The organism is Flavobacterium sp. HSC-61S13, from assembly GCF_024171535.1.
Lineage (GTDB): Bacteria > Bacteroidota > Bacteroidia > Flavobacteriales > Flavobacteriaceae > Flavobacterium.
In genome coordinates, this window is the sequence record NZ_JALJZV010000005.1 from 99,095 (window position 1) to 117,649 (window position 18,555).

Annotated in this window: 12 protein-coding genes and 1 other RNA gene; 6 read left to right on the forward strand and 7 right to left on the reverse strand. The window is 36.7% G+C overall.

Annotation, left to right across the window (positions count from 1 at the left end; genetic code table 11):
* Positions 1–369 precede the first annotated feature (369 nt).
* The 3 genes from L1275_RS06575 to ffs form a co-directional block, all read right to left on the reverse strand.
* A complete protein-coding gene (locus L1275_RS06575) occupies positions 370–2,673 on the reverse strand; it encodes a BamA/TamA family outer membrane protein (RefSeq protein ID WP_253471041.1) in 2,304 nt (767 codons plus the stop codon).
* Positions 2,666–7,726, reverse strand: coding sequence for a translocation/assembly module TamB (locus L1275_RS06580; RefSeq protein WP_253471043.1), 5,061 nt, complete (start codon positions 7,724–7,726; stop codon positions 2,666–2,668). The genes L1275_RS06575 and L1275_RS06580 overlap by 8 nt, the downstream gene beginning before the upstream one ends.
* 296 nt (positions 7,727–8,022) lie before the next feature.
* An RNA gene (ffs, locus tag L1275_RS06585) (signal recognition particle sRNA small type) lies at positions 8,023–8,121 on the reverse strand.
* Between the two features lie 87 nt (positions 8,122–8,208).
* Here ffs and L1275_RS06590 point away from each other — a divergent pair.
* Positions 8,209–9,288: a glutaminyl-peptide cyclotransferase gene (locus L1275_RS06590; protein WP_253471045.1), complete on the forward strand. Its 1,080-nt coding sequence runs from the start codon at positions 8,209–8,211 to the stop codon at positions 9,286–9,288.
* 107 nt (positions 9,289–9,395) lie between these two features.
* Here the strand turns inward: L1275_RS06590 and L1275_RS06595 are convergent, their stop codons facing one another.
* Positions 9,396–10,040 (reverse strand): response regulator transcription factor, encoded by a 645-nt coding sequence (locus L1275_RS06595; RefSeq protein ID WP_253471047.1) that lies wholly within the window; start codon positions 10,038–10,040, stop codon positions 9,396–9,398.
* A 365-nt stretch (positions 10,041–10,405) separates the two neighbouring features.
* Here L1275_RS06595 and L1275_RS06600 point away from each other — a divergent pair, with 365 nt between their 5' ends.
* Complete coding sequence (locus tag L1275_RS06600) at positions 10,406–10,900, forward strand: hypothetical protein (protein WP_253471049.1); 495 nt, start codon at positions 10,406–10,408, stop codon at positions 10,898–10,900.
* A 67-nt stretch (positions 10,901–10,967) separates the two neighbouring features.
* Here the strand turns inward: L1275_RS06600 and L1275_RS06605 are convergent, their stop codons facing one another.
* From L1275_RS06605 to dnaK, 3 genes are all read right to left on the reverse strand, one after another.
* On the reverse strand, positions 10,968–11,642 hold the full coding sequence (locus L1275_RS06605) for a DUF2461 domain-containing protein (RefSeq protein WP_253471051.1): 675 nt from the start codon (positions 11,640–11,642) through the stop codon (positions 10,968–10,970).
* Complete coding sequence (locus L1275_RS06610) at positions 11,639–12,118, reverse strand: DNA-deoxyinosine glycosylase (RefSeq protein WP_253471053.1); 480 nt, start codon at positions 12,116–12,118, stop codon at positions 11,639–11,641. Before L1275_RS06610 ends, L1275_RS06605 begins: the two co-directional genes overlap by 4 nt.
* A 129-nt stretch (positions 12,119–12,247) precedes the next feature.
* On the reverse strand, positions 12,248–14,137 hold the full coding sequence (gene dnaK / locus L1275_RS06615) for a molecular chaperone DnaK (protein WP_253471062.1): 1,890 nt from the start codon (positions 14,135–14,137) through the stop codon (positions 12,248–12,250).
* Positions 14,138–14,408: 271 nt separating this feature from the next.
* On the opposite strand from dnaK, the gene L1275_RS06620 reads away from it, so the two are divergent.
* The 4 genes from L1275_RS06620 to L1275_RS06635 all read left to right on the forward strand — a co-directional run bounded on the left by L1275_RS06620 (position 14,409) and on the right by L1275_RS06635 (position 18,546).
* Positions 14,409–15,830 (forward strand): L-serine ammonia-lyase, encoded by a 1,422-nt coding sequence (locus L1275_RS06620; RefSeq protein ID WP_253471064.1) that lies wholly within the window; start codon positions 14,409–14,411, stop codon positions 15,828–15,830.
* Positions 15,831–15,899: 69 nt separating this feature from the next.
* Positions 15,900–16,718 (forward strand): 3-methyl-2-oxobutanoate hydroxymethyltransferase, encoded by an 819-nt coding sequence (gene panB / locus L1275_RS06625; protein WP_253471066.1) that lies wholly within the window; start codon positions 15,900–15,902, stop codon positions 16,716–16,718.
* A 164-nt stretch (positions 16,719–16,882) separates the two neighbouring features.
* A complete protein-coding gene (locus L1275_RS06630; RefSeq protein WP_253471068.1) occupies positions 16,883–17,575 on the forward strand; it encodes an RluA family pseudouridine synthase in 693 nt (230 codons plus the stop codon).
* A gap of 443 nt (positions 17,576–18,018) precedes the next feature.
* A complete protein-coding gene (locus L1275_RS06635; RefSeq protein ID WP_253471070.1) occupies positions 18,019–18,546 on the forward strand; it encodes a c-type cytochrome in 528 nt (175 codons plus the stop codon).
* The last annotated feature ends 9 nt before the right edge of the window (positions 18,547–18,555 follow it).

Consider the following 18,555-nt stretch of genomic DNA (forward strand, 5'->3'; position numbering starts at 1 on the left):
ATTCGATAAAAACCTTAGTAACCACAAAAGGAGGCATATAGCCTCCCTTTGCGTGAAGATTTCTCTTCATCACCTTACTAACGATTTTGTGTTATCTTTTAAGTTGATAACAAACTTTATTCTATTTTCTTTTTCAAAGCAACGTTTTTAGATTAATGCGATGCATTTACAACGACTAATAAAAAACTATTTTTCATAACACTTTTACACTTAACTATAGTATCAAAATCGTGCCATCAAAAAAAACTTAGGCAGTAAAAATACAAAATATTGATTTTTAATAATTTAGGTTAAAATCAGATTTAATATCCCACAATCCCTAAAGTGAGATTTTTCCCAAGTTGTAGAAAAACTACACAGTCGCACTCCCTAAAATGGGTAACCGATAGCTAAATTAAAAATCAGATTGTCTTTTCTCCATCGACTGTCGCCGAAATCAACCTTATCCAAGGTCCAGCGATCGCCCTCTGGTAAATAGGGAACGCGAATCGGAAAAGCCAAATCGGTTCGAACCACTAAGAAAGAAATATCGAAACGCAAACCGAAACCAGCTCCTACTGCCATTTCCTTATAAAAATCTTTTGAAATTTTACCCCCTGGCTTGTCTGCATCATCATGTAAGAGCCAAATATTTCCAGCGTCTACAAATAAGGCACCATGAACGATACTAAATAATTTTGCGCGATATTCTACGTTGAGCTCCAAAGTAATATCACCCGATTGATCCGGTACAAAACCGCCTGAAGTATTCAGAGTAGGATTAAAGCTACCAGGTCCTAATGTTCGTGATCTAAAGGCGCGTATACTGTTGGTTCCCCCAACAAAAAATTGTTTGATATAGGGCATTTGATCCGAATTTCCATAAGGAATCCCGATACCTGCAACAACTCTAGTAGCCAACTGAGAATTTTTTGTCAAACGCCTGTAATATCTAAAATCATTTTCCACTTTGACATACTGGCTAAATGGAACGCCTAAAATCGATTTTTGTTCTCCCTCTTCTTCATTGGCTTTCATCAATAAGCCCGTAAGGTTGGCAGATAAATCTAAAACCCCTTTATAGTAAATGGTGTTTTTCTTGAATTTCTGCATGGTATTGGTATACGTATAGGTGTACTTAGGCCCAAATATCAGCTGTTTGTCCAAAACCCTTTGAAGGGAAGCATTGCCTTCAATTTCTTGTAGGTATAGTTCACTGACCTTCTCTGGACTGACATAATTAATATCAATGATGTTGAGTTCGTGCTCTTTTTTGATATCCTCTTTCCACAAATACCCGAAGGATCCCTTAAAGGAATGTAAGGCATATAACTTTGTTCTGTTTTGATATTCATACCCCAAAGTTGCTTTGGTTCTCGGCACAAACCCACTGGCAGAATGAAATTTAAAAGGTGATATAATTCTAGGCCATATTAAATTGGCTTCGGTACCAAATTTATAGACGTCATAACCTTTATTAGTGGAAGACATCTGAAAATCCATACCACCATAGGCGGAAACGGTAAATAACTCTGCTCCCTTAAAGAAATTTCGGTTTCTCCAATTGACATTGATCTCAGATCCCGTATAACTAGCTGAATTGGTTTTACCCAACAATTCTAGTCGAATGGACTTGGGCTCTTCTGGTGTTAAATAGTAGAATGAATTTAAGGTATGTTTAGCCGAATCCGCAACGGTAAATTGATTTTTCACAAACTTGAATGTCCCCAAATTGACCAAGCGATTCAAGGTCAAATTGTGGTTGGTACGGTTATACAAATCACCTTTCTTAAAATATAGGGTTCGATCGTAAATTTGCGGCCGAAAGCGCTGATTGGGATCGACAATAATAAAGTCGTTGTATGGCTTGATTGTGTCCCACGAGCTCTTTTCGACATTACTTTCGTTTAGAGAGTAGTCTGTAAACACGACGACCTGATCGATGGTATAGGGAGATTTGGCTAAAGTAGGTGCCGTTTCTTTTACTTTGACAAACAGGTCTACTTGATTTTTGCCTATTGTACTATCAATTTGCACGATTAAATAGTCTGGATTAAAAAAATAGTATCCCTTTTCTTTTAAACGACTATCGATGCGCACGCGCTCATTTTTAACTACATCCAAATTGAAAGCCTGCCCTTTCTTTAATAAACTGCGCCTTTTCATCTTGAGAATTTCATTCTGAAGTGCCGTAGAATCCGATACAAAAGTAATATTACGGATCAAGAAAGCATTTTTAGTTTTAACGGTATATACCGCTTCTACTTTCTTATTTTTAACCACTGTATCAGAGGATACTATAGTATTAAAATAACCTTGATTTTCGGCATAGTTAGACATAATGGACTCATTATACTCTAAATCGACCTTACCAAATAACACTGGAGCCTCGCCCAATTTGTTGCGCATCCAATGGCGAATTCCCTTCTCTTTTTTCGGCTCTCCTGCTAAGTTATAGAAATACAACTTGGGGCGTAACCCCAATATTTTTGCATTGGGCTTAGGTCGAACCAATTCCTCCAAACTTGATTTTAGTTCTTTCTTTTGACTCTTGGATAGCGAATCATCTTCAATCTTTATATCAGCACCAACATAGAGTAATTCACCCGATTTTAAATAGCGTGTATTGCTACATGAATTTAAACCCATAGCCAATAACATCAATCCTCCGATCAGCTTATACACCTTATTCATTTGTTTCCTTTTTTGATTGACGTCTCAATGTTTTTCTCTCTTTACTGCGTTCAAACAGCTCTCTAAAATGCTCGTAATTCATCGTGATGATAAATCCGACACCCGTTTCGATGACCTGACCTTGTAAAGCAACTTGATATTGATTTTTTCGATATGCCCGCAGCATATAACGCCCGTCTTTTGACAACATGTATTCCGCAGACAAATCTCCAGCAATATTGGTCGACTGTTCGTTCTGACGTTCCGACCCCTCTAAACCAAAACTACTTCCGATAGTAACCTTTAGTCGATCATCTAACATACGCTTAGACACACCAACATTAAGATCAGTACGATTTTCCTTCTCTCCCGAACTATAATCTTCAGTCGACTGTAAATCAAAGTCCATTTCGACACCGGCAATCAAATCTCCTGCTAGGTTATTCAACTGATCCGACAATATTTTACTGACACTTTGTCTAGCCATCGATTCTGCACTCATACCTCCAGCTTCGCTTTCAAAAGGATTTTCTCCAACAAAACGGCTCAATAATAATAAGGCAAAAACCTGCTTATTCATCTCTGAAGGCTGTAGACGCAATTGCTCTAACTTTGCTTTTGTATTAGCCAAAACTTCCGATGAAACCGAATTGTTGTTTTCTGGCAAAGTAATATCAAAACTAATTTCCGGCTTAAGCAATTCCCCCTTCATCATCAAAAGCGTTTGGAAAGGTATTTTTTGCTTATAAGTGTTTTTAATCATGGGCGTTAGTCCAGAAAGCTGCGCTTCCAACAGATCAATTGGAGCTGTCTTAACGGTATAAATCGCAGTTAAGTCCAAGGTCGCCATAGTAGGCTCACCCGTCCAAACGATACTGCTGCCCTTTTGAATATCAAATTTTCTTTTGATAAAATTAAATGACATCTCGTAAGACCCCTCTGAAAATTCATATTTCCCCGTCAAAGTCGTTTTCCCAGATGGATCTATTCCTCCTGTCAAATCCGCTTCTCCTTTCAGTTTTAACATATCGCCATTAACTTTGTCTATGACCAAAATTAATTCCGCTTCTTTGTCGATTTGAATATCGACAAAAACCTCCATACCTTTTAAATTGGATTCGTTGACTTTATTTTCGATTTGTACCGTTTCCAACAATTTTTGATCGCGTTGATCAATAAACTCTACGATACCTTCCCTATCGGCAATAGAAGGATCTTGTTGCGGCATCACTACCGTAAACTTGGTGTTTTTATCAATGGCTATTTTACCGTTGACTTCTGGCTTATTCAAATCGCCTGTAATTTTTAAATTCGCATCTAAATACAGATCTCCATAAAAAAAGTCGTTGTCTTTCTCGGTTGAATTTATCGCTTTAAAATTGCTGGTCACCACACTCAAATCAAATTTAAAGTCCGCATAGTTCTTTGTATTCACTCGTCCATCTATCGTCAACTTATTATCGTCAGCGTCTTTTATTTGGAAGCGATGTAAAACGATACCCGTTGGTGTAAAATCAATCGTTTCATTGATATCCTTATAATCCGCATTTAAGGGAACAACATGTATACCCACTTTATTAAATAAAAATTTACCCAATATAGATGGTTTATCCGCACTTCCTTTTATATCCAGATTACCCGATAAAAAACCTTCAGCATTGGAAATATTCCCCATTGAAAAACCCTCGATAGTTTCCATCTGCAACTTTTCAACATTCATCTGCAAATCAAAAGTTTTATCCAATGCTTTATAAAATCCTTTCATCGTCATTTGATTGCCATGACCGGATAACGCTATTTGCGCATCATATTGATTTTCCATCTCATTGCTAACTTCAATCGACAAATTACCAACCTTCGCTTGCATGACTTCCAAATCAGTCACTTTGATATCCGACACAAAAACAAGGTCTTTCATGATATTGCGCAACTCCGCCTGACCATTTATAAACCCCTTAGCAAAAGTCACGTCTTTCTTAAACATTTCCGTGATGGTCTGAATATCAAAATCGATGAAATTGATTTGCAAGGGCGAATCAAAAGTAGTTGCAGTAGATTGTAAAGCGATCTTACTTCCCTCCTTGGATAATACAAAATCCTGAGCATTAACCCCCTCGCTTGTAAATCGAATTTGATTCTCCGGTTTAACTGTCCAGTTTTGATAGTTTAATTTTAGCGCATTAGGGTTTAATTTCACCTGCATATAGTCAGCTAAGGTTTCCAGACTCCCCTCCAAACCATATTGAACTTCATTTTCAGCGTCTTTGATTTCTAAATCGTAGTTCAGTATATTATTATGCATATCCCCATCTAAAATAACTTGATTGATTACAAAGCTTTCACTTTGCACCTGATCTACCGCAAAATTGTATTTTAGAGTTTGATTTTTAGGCAGCAATTCAAAACTGATATTAGAAACCTTGTTTTTACCATATTCTATATCGGGAACATTAGCCGTAAAAGCAATATAGTCTTGAGCAGACAAATATTTTCCGTCCGCTTGTATATTTCCAAAACTCTTTAAATCTGGCAAAAATTTCGCCAATATCGGATCGTTTTTTACGGTTAATTTAAGGTTGACTTCCTGATCTTGTTCCTGTACGAGAACTTCTTTCTTTTTTGTACTACTCTTTGACTCTGAAACAGACTTTTTCTTGTTTTTTTCGAGGTCAAAATACGTAGAAAAGGTTTTTTTCAGTGCTTCTGGAAGTTTCGTTAGCTGGTATTTCCCAGTTATTGAAGCATCTATCAATTGAGAATTAAACACTATTGAATTAGAAGATTCATTTGATATCGCCTTCAGTGACATCTTGTTTAATTTATAAACATCTTTACCATTTGCCAAAGCAAAATCGTCAACATTTAAGTCACCATTCAAATAATCCGGATTCAAATCTGAAAAATTGGCAGTAACCAAAGCTTTAACGGCCAGAGGCTGATCGGTAAGATTTAGTTTCCACAAATCGACCTTTACGAAATCACCATCCATCACCAAACTCATATTCTTTTCATCGAGCTGTCCATTCGCCTTCACGGCAAATTGAATATTTGGATCATTCATTTCTGTTTGCAATTGATAAGCACCACTTTTCACTTGTCCAGAAATCAATAAATCCTTGTAATTATATCCATTGAATTGCGCTTCTAACAAATGTCCTGACAAGGTTGCATTGGCGGTTTTCGGATTAAAACTTTCACCAGACACTACCGCTGTCAAGCTAATTTTACCTAAAGAATCATTTTTAATCAATCGGCCTACATCAAACTTGTTAACCACTGCATCTACGCGATACTTTTCCTTGTTTTTTAGACGCTGATCCAATTGAGCAATTAAAGAAACTGCTCCATAACTCGAATTCAATTTTAAATTGGTATTAAAATTACTGATACCGCCTTTAAAAGTTCCTCTTAGGGACAACAATGCCGGGAGTTGGATATTTGCAGGAACGGTGCCCTTAGGAACGATGTTCAATATATCCTTAGCAGTCGTCTGAAAATCTTTGATTTCCAGATCAAATACCGCTTTATCCATATTCGGCAATCCTTTGATATGTCCCGAAACTTGTGCGAAAGTAGAACCGAGTCCCTTTATAAAAAACTTGGTGATCTCCAAATCTTTAAGCGGTCCTTTAACCTGCGCATCTACGGTCAACACACCATTGGGGTCATTTTTAAAAAGGGGCTGCTTGATTAAATCCGGCACAAAAAGTAATATATCTTTAAAACCTATTTTGCTATCTACTAAAGAGGCATCGACAACAAGATCTTCTAAGTGACTCGTCAACTCATCCGCATTTTCATACATCAAAACGACCTCACGTTGCAATAGAGTTTGTGGCGTTTTTAAATACAAATCCTTTAAAAATGCCGTTTGTGCTCCATACATGAAATACGTTCTCAATTCTTGAATATCTAAACCACTCTTCTCCTGTATTAACGCACTTTTTATAGCCCCTGAAATATTATTGGGCGCAAAATGGAAATCGTCTAATTCTAAATTTAAAACGGGGAAATCCAAATGCTTGTAGTCCATGCCGACCTTTTGCTTGGGTGCATTCTCGTCGTCAAATTGGACAGCAAGACCCTGCAACTTTAATTGACCTAAAGTTAGATTCCAAGGATTACTGACTTCAGCTGTTTTATTTGCATCATCACTAGCCACTACAGCTTGCTGTTGCTTCTTGTTTTTTAATAAACGTACAACGGCCTTAGTATCATCAACACTCAACGCATCAATCACCACATTTTGATTAGCAAAATCTAATTTATCAACGTTCAGTTCTAAGTTTTTTAAATCGAGTTTGGAATAGATCTCCGACACGGCATCATCATACTCTACTTTGATATTGTTCAGGTTAATATCGCGAAGTTGCAAATCTAAAACTTTACCTTCTGATATGGAATCTGTTTTTTGGACAACAACACTTTCTAACGGATCTACGACAGTTCGTTTAAAACGAACATCGACACCGTCTAGGTTAATCTTTGGTACACTAAAAATGAATTGCTCCAAATCGAAGCGTTTGACTCTAGTTGAAAATCTATTCAGTTTTAAATACAAGTCATTACCTCCATACTGGTCGTCAAAGGTCACTAATATTTTATTTAATTCGATACGATCTAATGAAATAGCAAAGGGTTTAGACTCTTTTTCTGGTTCTTCTTCAGTCGCAAAGGCATCGATGATATAATCAAAATTAAATCGTTGATTTTTATCTCTAGTGACGTGTGCTACGAACTGATCCAAAGCGATGGAGTTCACTTCAACTGTATTGTTTAGCAATTTGAATAGGCTAATATCTACCGCTAAATTTTCGGCATAGAGCAAAGTATCTTGCTGTTGAGATTCTAAATAAAGCCCTTTGACTACGATTTTTTTGGGAAAGCCGATTTCTATGCGCTGAAGCGCTACTTTGGTTCCGATTTTTCCCTCTAAGTACTGTATCGCTTGATCTTTAATTTTATTCTGTACAGAAGGAATTTGTATTAAAATGACGAGCACCACAAACAACAAGAGAATAGAAAGAAGAATTCCCGCTATTATCTTGGCTGATTTTACGAATATTTTCTTCAAAATAGCTGCTTTTTATGAACAAAAATAACAAAAAAGAACTGGTAGCCAACCAAATTATTGATTTAATTAATTTTTAAGTAAGGAATTGTGAGTCGCCATTTTTATAAAATGACAGCCCGTACAGCGAAAATATTTCTAGAAAATAGGTCCTGAACAGCGGTAGTCCAGCTTATCCTAAAAAAGGCTGCTTTAATTGTAGTCGGTACTCATTACCGACTAGGGGAATCAACAAGATGTTTGTGTTTAAAAAACCGAACTGTTTTAAAGCAAAAAATCTCCCTAAGAGGAAGATTAAAAGATGGCAAGCGACCTACATCGCACCGCTACAACCACATACCTTTGCTGCGTTCCCACCCTGGAGGATTCTATAGGAGCTGGTCGTGTAGGACTTGCCAGTGCAAAGATACAATCTTTTTATATTTTTGCAAGTGATTTGTAAGATTTAAAGTAGATTTGTATCTTGTACAAAATATAAAATTGAAATGAAAAAACATAACCTTCTTATTGCCTTATCCTTAAGTGCTGCATTTTTTTCGTGTGAAGACAAAAAAAAATCTGAAGAAAATTTATTTAGCATAGATACGAGCCATTTAAAACAGGTTTACCACTCCAATGATGCGCTAAAACTGACAATCGTCAATGAAAATGAATCTTCTATTGATTCTGTAGCTTACTTTTTAAACGACAAAAAAATCGGTTCCTCACCAAAGAATGAAATACTAAATTTCCCTTTGGAGAATGAAAAGTTAGGTTCTATTTTAATTAAAGCCCTGATCTATCAATCCAACACCCCTGTTGAGGCGACTACTCGAATAGAATTAGCTTCAGCAGTAGCACCAAAAGTATTGCAGTACAAGATTGTCAATACTTTTCCGCATGACATTAAAGCCTATACCCAAGGTTTGGAATTCCTAGATGGCGTACTCATCGAGAGTACAGGAAATGGTGCTGGGAACAGCACGGGGATTAAAGGCATTTCCAGTATCCGAAAAGTAGATTATAAAACAGGTAAAGTATTAAAAATTGTAGAGCTTCCCGAAAGCGTGTTTGCCGAAGGAGCGACTGTATTGAACAACAAAATCTATCAGTTGACCTATAAAAACAACGAGGCCTATGTTTACAATACAGAAACCCTAGTTCGAGAAAAAACGATTCCCTATTTTAAAGCGATGGAAGGTTGGGGATTAACCAATGATGGAACGCATTTGTATATGAGTGACGGATCAGAAAGGGTTTATATCGTAGATCCAGAAACCTTTAAACAAGTAGACTATATTAATATCTACACCAACAATGTTAAAATTGGAGCTATCAACGAAATGGAATGGGTTGACGGAAAAATTTATGCTAATATATACGGAGAAAATGGCATAGCCATCATCAATCCTAAAAACGGTGCTGTAGAGGCAGCGATTGATCTTTCTACTCTAAGAACGATGGTCACTTATCACCCGGATATCGATGTATTAAACGGTATTGCATACAACCCCAAAACAAAAACATTTTTTGTAACAGGAAAAAACTGGGATAAAATGTTTGAGATTGAAATCTTGCAAAACTAAGTTCAAACAGTGAAAATATTACTAAACCATTACCGCAGTCTATATTGCGGTAACGGTTTACATCAAGGTGCTCTTACTACTTCTCTCCCCCTACTAAACCTTCCTAATTACAACAGCATACCTTGATGCATAGCCATCTTGGTTAGTTCCGCAACATTTTTTGCCTTACACTTATTCAGAATATTTTTGCGATGCGTATCTACAGTCAGTGAACTTAAATTTAATTCCTGCGCTATCATATTACTGGTTTTACCTTCACTGACCATCTTTAATATCTGTTTTTCTCTCTTGGTCAATTTTGAAATTCCCACTGTTGCACTATCACTAGGTTCCTTTAATATTCTTGTTACTTCTCTACAAAAAGTAAGTCGTCCACCAAGCGCCTCTCTGACCGAACAAATCAATGAATCTACTGATATACTCTTCAATAAATAACCATTAACCCCCTGCTCTAAGGTTTGTAAAATAACTCCTTTTTCTGAACAATTCGTTAGCATTAATAGGGCCATATTCGGCTGTAAAGCACGTATAGCTTTACACAATTCCATTCCAGAATAATCTGAAACATTTCTATCTAGCAGCAACAGGTCTACAGCATTCTTAGTTAAGAAAGACAAGGTTTCTGTACCGTTGTTAAAGCAGCCGATAATCTTAATATCACTTTGACTTTCCAATACTTTTTTTAATCCCTCCACTACAATCGGGTGATTATCTACAATAACCACTTTTATTTCGGACATGCGATTTACCATAGTTCAAAATTTGTATGCGTTACATTAAACGATTCACAATGTATTTTAATTTTACTTAGAAATTACAATTGCTGATTTTGATAATAGAGTAGCTCTATCTTTATAAAAATCTACTATTCATCCAGCACAATAGTCGTACGTGTAAAAAAAACACAAATTGCACTACATCTAAAATCAAAAGTTAAAAAATGCTTTAAAAAGCACCAGCTTATTAAATATAAAAAATAAATTTTAATAAAATTCAAAATATCGATGCCAAAATACAAAATAAATACCTAAAAACAGGTATTGTAAGAGAATAAACAAATAGAGAAATTCGCTCAAGTTAAAAAGCTATTAAAAAAAATCAAAAATCAACCAAAATTATGAGTACAAAAATTGCATTATCATCGTTTTTAAAGAGAGCAACTGTATTAACTAGTTTATTACTTGTTACCCTACTTAGTTTTTCTTGTAAAAGTGACGACGGAGAATCTGGAGGTAATCCAAACGAAAAAAACATCAAATTAACCATTACTACAAATGGAGTAATTGAAGAAGACTTTGCAATATTCACAGCTACTGGAAGTGTTGCTAAAAATCCATTGGAAGGAACTATTTGGAAATTAAATGGTACTGTTAAGAGCAACGAGCCCATAATCAGCCTTGAGGCAAAAGATTTTACTGGTGGCGTTAAAACTTATGTTATTGAATCTGCAAATCCATTAGCAATAGCTCAAGTTGGCATCCAATTCAGTGCTTCCGAGAAAAGATCTTATACCGTAAGCTATAAAGCAGAGGTGAATGGTAAAGTTGTTAAGGAAGACAACAACATTACGGTAAATAAAGATAAAGAGTATTCTCACATCTTTAGTTACTAGTATTTTTCAACCCTATAAAAAAAGGATTAACCCGTGGGTTAATCCTTTTTTGTTTTATATAACTGCATTAAGGATATAAACTCACTCCGTTTGCATCGGTAGTTAATACATCCGACATATAATCAAACCACGGTCGCATCGCAACAAACGTTTTTATAACTTCGGATTGAAATTCTGGGCTCATAACTTCTTGATCCGTGATGGAACGCATGACTAAAAACTGTTTCTTACGCAGTAAATCAATGGCTTTATGCTCCTTATCGAAGCCCTTAGGCGCTGTCTTCAATTCTTCACCGGTAACTGTTCCAAAGTATTCAACAAATTTTGGCTCCTGTATTATAGCTCTAAATTCACTGTCATCTTGTTCGATATCTTTTCGGATACGCAATAAATCATTTTTGTCCGGCTCCCAAAAACCACCGCCGATAAAAGAATTTCCCGGTTCGATATTCAAATAATAACCACCTCTTAACAACGGTTTTGTTCTTCCGAGATGCAAGCCAAAATAATCTTTATAAGGTGTTTTGTCTTTGGCAAAACGAACATCCCTATAAATTCGATGTACGTGAAACCGCTCTATAGAGTCCTGTGCTTTCATGTCCTCATATATTGTTTTAAAAAAACTTTTAAGCTCACCAAAAACACGGTCAAATTCGACTTTATGTTCTACAAACCAAGGTTTGTTGTTATTCTGACTTAAGTTCTTCAAAAAGGACAAAGCCTCCGGGTTTACCTTATTCATAATTGAGATATTTTTTTCCAATGTTCTATCTTTTCCTCCAAACGCATACTCGCATGCGCTCCACTGGGAGAAGGTAAAGTTACGTATTCTACATCAGGTATTTCGCTCAGGTATTTATAAAAGAATTTTTCTGCGTTTTTACTAGAAAAAACGATGGTTTTCAATTTTGGGTATTTCTGAATCAAATCCATGATATCGTTGGCTGTGGCTTGCTTTATCTTACTATCAAGGCTCCCCTCTCGTTCACAGCTGCGTAAGACATCCCATAAAGCGATATCAAACTCCATTAACAAGCTTTTGCGTGTTTCATAGTCTTCACTATATTCTCGTTGAAAAACACGGTATAATATCCTCCAAAATTGATTTTGCTTATTGCCATAATACTGCTGGCATGCCAATGACTTTTCACCGGGCATGGTTCCCAATATCAAGATACGAGAATTTGGATTTATCAACGGCGGAAACGATTGTTTCATAGGGTAATTTTTGAGGAATTAGCAAACCATTAAAGTTATAAAAATTATTACATCCTAGCTACAGGATTGACAAAACAAAAAAGCCGAACTGTTTCCAGTTCGGCTTTTAAAGATCATTTAAAGCTAGAATTACTTAACTTCTTCGTAGTCTACATCTTGCGTACCGTCACCACCTTGGTTTGGTTGTGCTTCTTGAGCACCTCCAGCTTGACCGTCGGCTTGTGCTTTGTACATTTCTTCAGACGCTGCTTTCCAAGCTTCGTTGATTTTATCTAATGCCGTTTGAACGGTATCAGCATCTTTCAATTCGTAAGCTTTTTTCAACTCTTCTAAAGCTGTTTCAACATTAGATTTGTTGTCTGCAGATAACTTATCACCAAATTCTGATAATTGTTTTTCTGTTTGGAAAATCATAGCATCCGCTTCGTTAAGCTTTTCTACTTTTTCTCTTATAATTTTATCTGCATCAGCATTAGCTTCAGCTTCTTTTTTCATTCTTTCGATTTCAGCCTCAGTCAATCCTGAAGAAGCCTCGATACGGATATCATGTGATTTACCTGTTCCTTTATCAGTAGCAGATACTTTGATAATACCGTTAGCATCAATATCGAAGGTTACTTCAATTTGAGGCACACCTCTTTGTGCAGGTGGAATTCCATCTAAATGGAAACGTCCGATAGTTTTATTATCTGTCGCCATTGGTCTTTCTCCTTGCAATACGTGGATTTCCACAGAAGGCTGGTTATCAGAAGCCGTAGAGAAAACCTGAGATTTCTTAGTTGGAATAGTAGTATTAGACTCGATTAATTTAGTCAATACTCCACCCATAGTTTCGATACCTAAAGAAAGTGGTGTAACGTCTAACAATAAAACGTCTTTTACCTCTCCTGTAAGTACTCCACCTTGAATAGCTGCACCAATAGCAACTACCTCATCAGGATTAACTCCTTTAGATGGTTTTTTTCCGAAGAATTTCTCAACTTCCTCTTGAATTCTTGGGATACGAGTTGAACCTCCTACCAAGATAACTTCGTCGATATCTGATTTAGATAAACCAGCATCTTTTAAAGCTTTCTCACAAGGAATCATTGATCTACGGATCAATTCGTCTGCCAATTGCTCAAATTTAGCTCTTGTCAATGTTTTCACTAAGTGTTTTGGTCCAGAAGCAGTTGCAGTAACATACGGCAAGTTGATTTCTGTTTGTGTAGAAGATGACAATTCTACTTTTGCTTTTTCAGCCGCTTCTTTCAAACGTTGAAGAGCCATAGGATCTTTACGTAAGTCTAAACCTTCTTCAGATTCAAACTCAGAAGCCAACCAATTGATAATTACTTGGTCAAAATCATCTCCACCTAAGTGAGTATCACCATTAGTAGACAATACCTCGAAAACTCCATCTCCTAATTCCAAGATCGAAATATCAAAAGTACCACCACCTAAATCGTATACAACGATTTTTTGATCTGTACCTGCTTTGTCTAATCCATAAGCCAAAGCTGCTGCTGTAGGCTCGTTGATAATACGTCTAACTTTCAATCCAGCAATTTCACCAGCTTCTTTAGTCGCTTGACGTTGTGCATCGTTGAAATAAGCAGGAACTGTAATTACCGCTTCAGTTACTTCTTGACCTAAGTAATCCTCAGCTGTTTTTTTCATTTTTTGAAGCGTCATTGCAGACAATTCTTGAGGCGTATATAAACGTCCGTCAATATCCACACGTGGCGTATCATTATCTCCTTTTACAACTTTATAAGGAACATGAGAGATTTCTTGAGAAATTTCACTGAATTTATCCCCCATAAACCTTTTGATAGAAGCTATGGTTTTTGTTGGATTCGTAACTGCTTGTCTTTTTGCAGGATCACCAACTTTGATTTCTCCACCTTCTACAAATGCAATCACAGATGGCGTTGTTCTTTTTCCTTCTGCATTTGGGATTACAACTGCCTCATTACCTTCCATTACAGAAACACATGAATTCGTTGTTCCTAAATCGATTCCAATTATTTTACTCATATTATATTAGTTAAATTATTTTTACTTTTTTAAACTCAATTTCTAGTAGTCAATCTTTATGCCATTAGCTTTTTATGATAATCTTGTCATTTATTTTAATTATTTCGCGTTTCAAAATGACAAACTGTCATCACATTTCCGCTTTATTTAGAATTCAAATAAATAAGCACTCCATAAATGTCATAAAAATTCGCTACATTATACAAGGCATATTCTTGTGTCTTTACAGTTTTTGACTATCTTCGTGATAAAAATATCCCCCAATTATCTTATGGAATGTATTTCAGTCTTTGATATGCTTAAAATTGGCGTAGGTCCCTCGAGTTCACATACCTTGGGTCCATGGCGAGCTGCAGAATCTTTTTTAAAAGAATTGCACCAGCAGCAAATTTTTGCTCAGATCAATCGAATTCAAATTGACCTATATGGTTCGTTATCACTTACTGGAATCGGACATGCTACCGATTTGGCCGTCATGTTAGGTCTAACTGGTGCTGATCCAGAAACCGTTCCTATTCAAAGCTTGGATCCTACTATTGCCAGTATCAAAAACAACCGGATACTTTTATTAGATGGCCAGCGAGAAATCGGATTTGACCTTTTAAAAGACATCTTATTCAATAAAGAGTTTCTTCCTTTTCATGCCAACGGTATGACTTTCACTGCATATTACGCCAACCAACAATACAGCACCACCTATTATTCTATTGGAGGTGGTTTTATCATCAAAGAAGAGCAAGAAGAAAATACCGAGAAAGAGGCCGTAAAAGGTAACTTCCCCTATCCTATAGATTTAGCTACGGAATTGTTAGCTTATTGTGCTGAACACCAAATGAGCACCTCTGAGATCGTTTATGAAAACGAGAAGTCCATGCGCTCCGAAGAAGAAATCGATTATCAACTATTGCGTATTTGGGATACCATGCTCGAATGTATGTATATTGGCTGTCATAGCGAAGGCATCTTACCGGGAGGCTTAAACGTGAGAAGACGTGCTTTTGATATGCACAAAAAGCTTATAGGCGATAGTATTTATAACAATCATCAGGAATGGATCACAGCGATTCGAAAGACCAAAGTATACTTTAGAGAAATCCTAAAATGGGTTAGTTGTTTTGCTTTAGCCGTTAATGAGGTTAATGCTTCATTAGGACGAGTAGTAACGGCACCTACCAATGGTAGCGCGGGAGTTATACCGGCTGTTTTAATGTATTATCTCGTTATAGAAAACCATAAGGCAGGTCCTAAGGAAATCAAACAATTTTTATTAGTTGCTGGAGAAATTGGCAGTATCTTTAAAAAAGGCGCTACCATCTCTGCTGCTATGGGCGGGTGCCAAGCCGAGATTGGCGTTTCGTCAGCTATGGCAGCAGCTGCTCTTTGTGAATTGATGGGCGGCTCTCCAGAGCAGGTACAAATTGCTGCAGAAATCGCCATGGAGCATCATTTAGGAATGACTTGTGATCCTATCGGTGGATTGGTTCAGATACCGTGTATTGAACGCAACACCATGGGAGCCATCAAAGCGATAAATGCGGCAGAATTAGCCTTGGAAACCGATCCTAAAAACGTAAAAGTTCCGTTGGACAAAGTGGTTAAAACCATGTGGGAAACCGCTAAAGACATGAACAACAAATATAAGGAAACCTCAGAAGGAGGCTTGGCTGTAGCGGTAAATTTAGCGGACTGTTAAATCAGCTTAAAGTCGACTTTTAAAAATAAAAATAACTACATTTACATTTCATTATAAAAGCAACACAATATGTCAATTGCAAAAAAAGACTATAAAAGAGTGACCACTAAATCACTTATAGACATGAAAGCGAATGGAGAAAAAATCTCTATGCTTACTTGTTATGACTACTCGATGGCTCGTGCATTAGAAGCAGGAGGTGTTGATGTCATGTTGGTTGGAGATTCTGCAAGTAATGTAATGGCTGGTCACGAAACGACCTTACCCATTACTTTAGATCAAATGATCTATCACGCTTCATCGGTTGTCCGTGGTGTAGAAAGAGCTTTAGTCATAGTTGATTTGCCTTTTGGTTCATATCAATCCGATCCCAAAGAAGCCCTGCGCTCTGCGATTCGAATTATGAAAGAGAGCGGTGCTCACGGAGTCAAAATGGAAGGTGGACAAGAAATAAAAGAGGGAATCAAACGCATTTTAGGTGCCGGTATTCCAGTTATGGGGCATTTGGGTTTAACACCACAGTCCATTTATAAATTCGGAACCTATACCGTTCGCGCCAAAGGTGATGAAGAGGCTGATCAATTGATTGAAGATGCTAAAATGCTCGAAAAAATTGGATGTTTCAGTTTGGTTTTAGAGAAAATACCCGCAAGCTTAGCTAAAAAAGTTGCCGAAAGTATTTCTATTCCCGTTATTGGAATTGGCGCTGGAAACGGCGTAGATGGGCAAGTTTTAGTAACTCACGACATGATCGGATTGACTCATGAGTTTAATCCGCGTTTCCTCAGAAGATACCTCAACGTTTACGACCAAATGAAAGAAGCCGTACAACAATACGTAGCCGATGTCAAAGCAGTAGATTTTCCAAACGAAAACGAGCAATATTAAAAAGCTGTTACAGCTATATACCTATATCCTTAGTTCGCTAAGGATATTTTGGTTTAAATACGAATTAAGATCATTAAAAAATTTCTTTTCCCGTTAATCGCCAAGATAAGAAACTGATATCTATGTACATACTTATTTGTACATACCCCTTAACAAATCCTATTATGAAAATCCTTTCTACACCTGATAATTTACAAATACTTTTTGAAGACAATCACCTTATTGTGATTAACAAAAGAGTTGGTGATATCTCTCAAGGAGATCAAACTGGAGATTTACCACTTAGCGAAGTCGTTAAGCTTTATATCAAAAAAAAGTACAACAAACCCGGTGCTGTTTTTCTAGGAGTAGTGCATCGTCTTGACCGTCCTACTTCGGGTATTATTGTTTTCGCAAAAACCTCCAAAGCCCTTAGCCGTTTAAACGAATCGTTTAAAAAACGCGAAACGCAAAAAACCTATTGGGCTATCGTCAAAAATATTCCCGAAAAAACCACAGATACCTTAGACCATTATCTGGTTCGAAATCCCAAAAACAATACGTCAAAAGCACATATTAAAGAAGTTCCTGAAAGTAAAAAAGCGAGTTTAACTTATAAGTTAATTCAAAAACTCGATCGATATGGAGTGTTGGAAATTGATCTACACACCGGTAGGCATCATCAAATTCGCGCCCAACTTTCCTTGATTGGTTCATCAATTAAAGGAGATCTTAAATACGGTTTTGATCGCAGTAATCCAGACGGAGGTATACATCTACATGCTAGAAAACTGCAATTTGAACATCCAGTTACCAAAGAAATCATTAAAATTATTGCCAATCCCCCGAAAGAAGTATTGTGGAATTTGGTCAAATAAAAAAGAAGCTGAAGCCTTGATATGATCAAGGCTTTTTCTTTGCGATAATGTCACCACAATAGCAATCATGCAGACCAACTAAAACCGAGTTAACCCGCCGCGCTGATAAGCAAATTTGCCCATCCAGATCACACCATCCCTTCCACGCCTATCCGATATGCCCTGGTTTTTAAACCCCTGATTTTTTACCCGAATTGCTTTGAATGAACTTAACTATTTCCAAACAGCTCTAGGTTGCACTTTATTGTAATTCTACCTCACTCCTATAAAATTCGATAAAAAGCGCACTAATTCCGTTTAAATTTAAGTTTTGTGTAATTTAAATTTCTCTTTTTTAAAATTTTATCAGCCGACAAACCAATTCATAACTACCTTATTATCTGATATTTATCATATTTGATACTCTTTTTAAAAACTAACTTTGTTTTATAAAATCAGCATTTATGTCTATTACTACAGAAGGAAAATATTTTTTAAGCATACTGATAACTTGTTTGATACTGGGTGTTGGCTGTGTCGAAAAAGAAGAAATAAAGCCAGACATCTATCCTACTATAATCGTCGACGAGGAAGAGGAAGATGATCAAGAAAATTTAGAAACGACAACTGTAGTAACCGTAAATGCATCCGAAAGGATCGATCTAAAAAACAAAGGTGTTGGCCCCATAAAAACGATCACCCTTGAAGAAATCAATCCTGTTTTAGTAACCAAGGGAATGGAGGTCTTTAAAGTAATGTGCACGGCTTGTCATAAGCCTGAAAAGAAATTTATCGGACCTGCACCAAAAGGTATTTTAAAACGACGAAGTCCAGAATGGGTGATGAACATGATTTTAAACCCTGAAAATATGATTAAAAACGATTCGTTAGCTAAAGAACTTTTAATAGAGTTTAATGGTGCTCCCATGGCAAATCAAAATTTAACTGAAGAAGAGGCCCGTGCGGTTCTTGAATACTTTCGAAGTTTATAGGCCCACTTC

What these genes read in the sequence shown, in the direction of transcription:
- L1275_RS06575 (WP_253471041.1), bottom strand. Translation starts at nt 2,673, where the DNA reads ATGAATAAGGTGTATAAGCTGATCGGAGGATTGATGTTATTGGCTATG.
- L1275_RS06590 (WP_253471045.1), top strand. Translation starts at nt 8,209, where the DNA reads ATGAAAAAACATAACCTTCTTATTGCCTTATCCTTAAGTGCTGCATTT.
- L1275_RS06595 (WP_253471047.1), bottom strand. Translation starts at nt 10,040, where the DNA reads ATGGTAAATCGCATGTCCGAAATAAAAGTGGTTATTGTAGATAATCAC.
- L1275_RS06600 (WP_253471049.1), top strand. Translation starts at nt 10,406, where the DNA reads ATGAGTACAAAAATTGCATTATCATCGTTTTTAAAGAGAGCAACTGTA.
- L1275_RS06605 (WP_253471051.1), bottom strand. Translation starts at nt 11,642, where the DNA reads ATGAATAAGGTAAACCCGGAGGCTTTGTCCTTTTTGAAGAACTTAAGT.
- L1275_RS06610 (WP_253471053.1), bottom strand. Translation starts at nt 12,118, where the DNA reads ATGAAACAATCGTTTCCGCCGTTGATAAATCCAAATTCTCGTATCTTG.
- dnaK (WP_253471062.1), bottom strand. Translation starts at nt 14,137, where the DNA reads ATGAGTAAAATAATTGGAATCGATTTAGGAACAACGAATTCATGTGTT.
- L1275_RS06620 (WP_253471064.1), top strand. Translation starts at nt 14,409, where the DNA reads ATGGAATGTATTTCAGTCTTTGATATGCTTAAAATTGGCGTAGGTCCC.
- panB (WP_253471066.1), top strand. Translation starts at nt 15,900, where the DNA reads ATGTCAATTGCAAAAAAAGACTATAAAAGAGTGACCACTAAATCACTT.
- L1275_RS06630 (WP_253471068.1), top strand. Translation starts at nt 16,883, where the DNA reads ATGAAAATCCTTTCTACACCTGATAATTTACAAATACTTTTTGAAGAC.
- L1275_RS06635 (WP_253471070.1), top strand. Translation starts at nt 18,019, where the DNA reads ATGTCTATTACTACAGAAGGAAAATATTTTTTAAGCATACTGATAACT.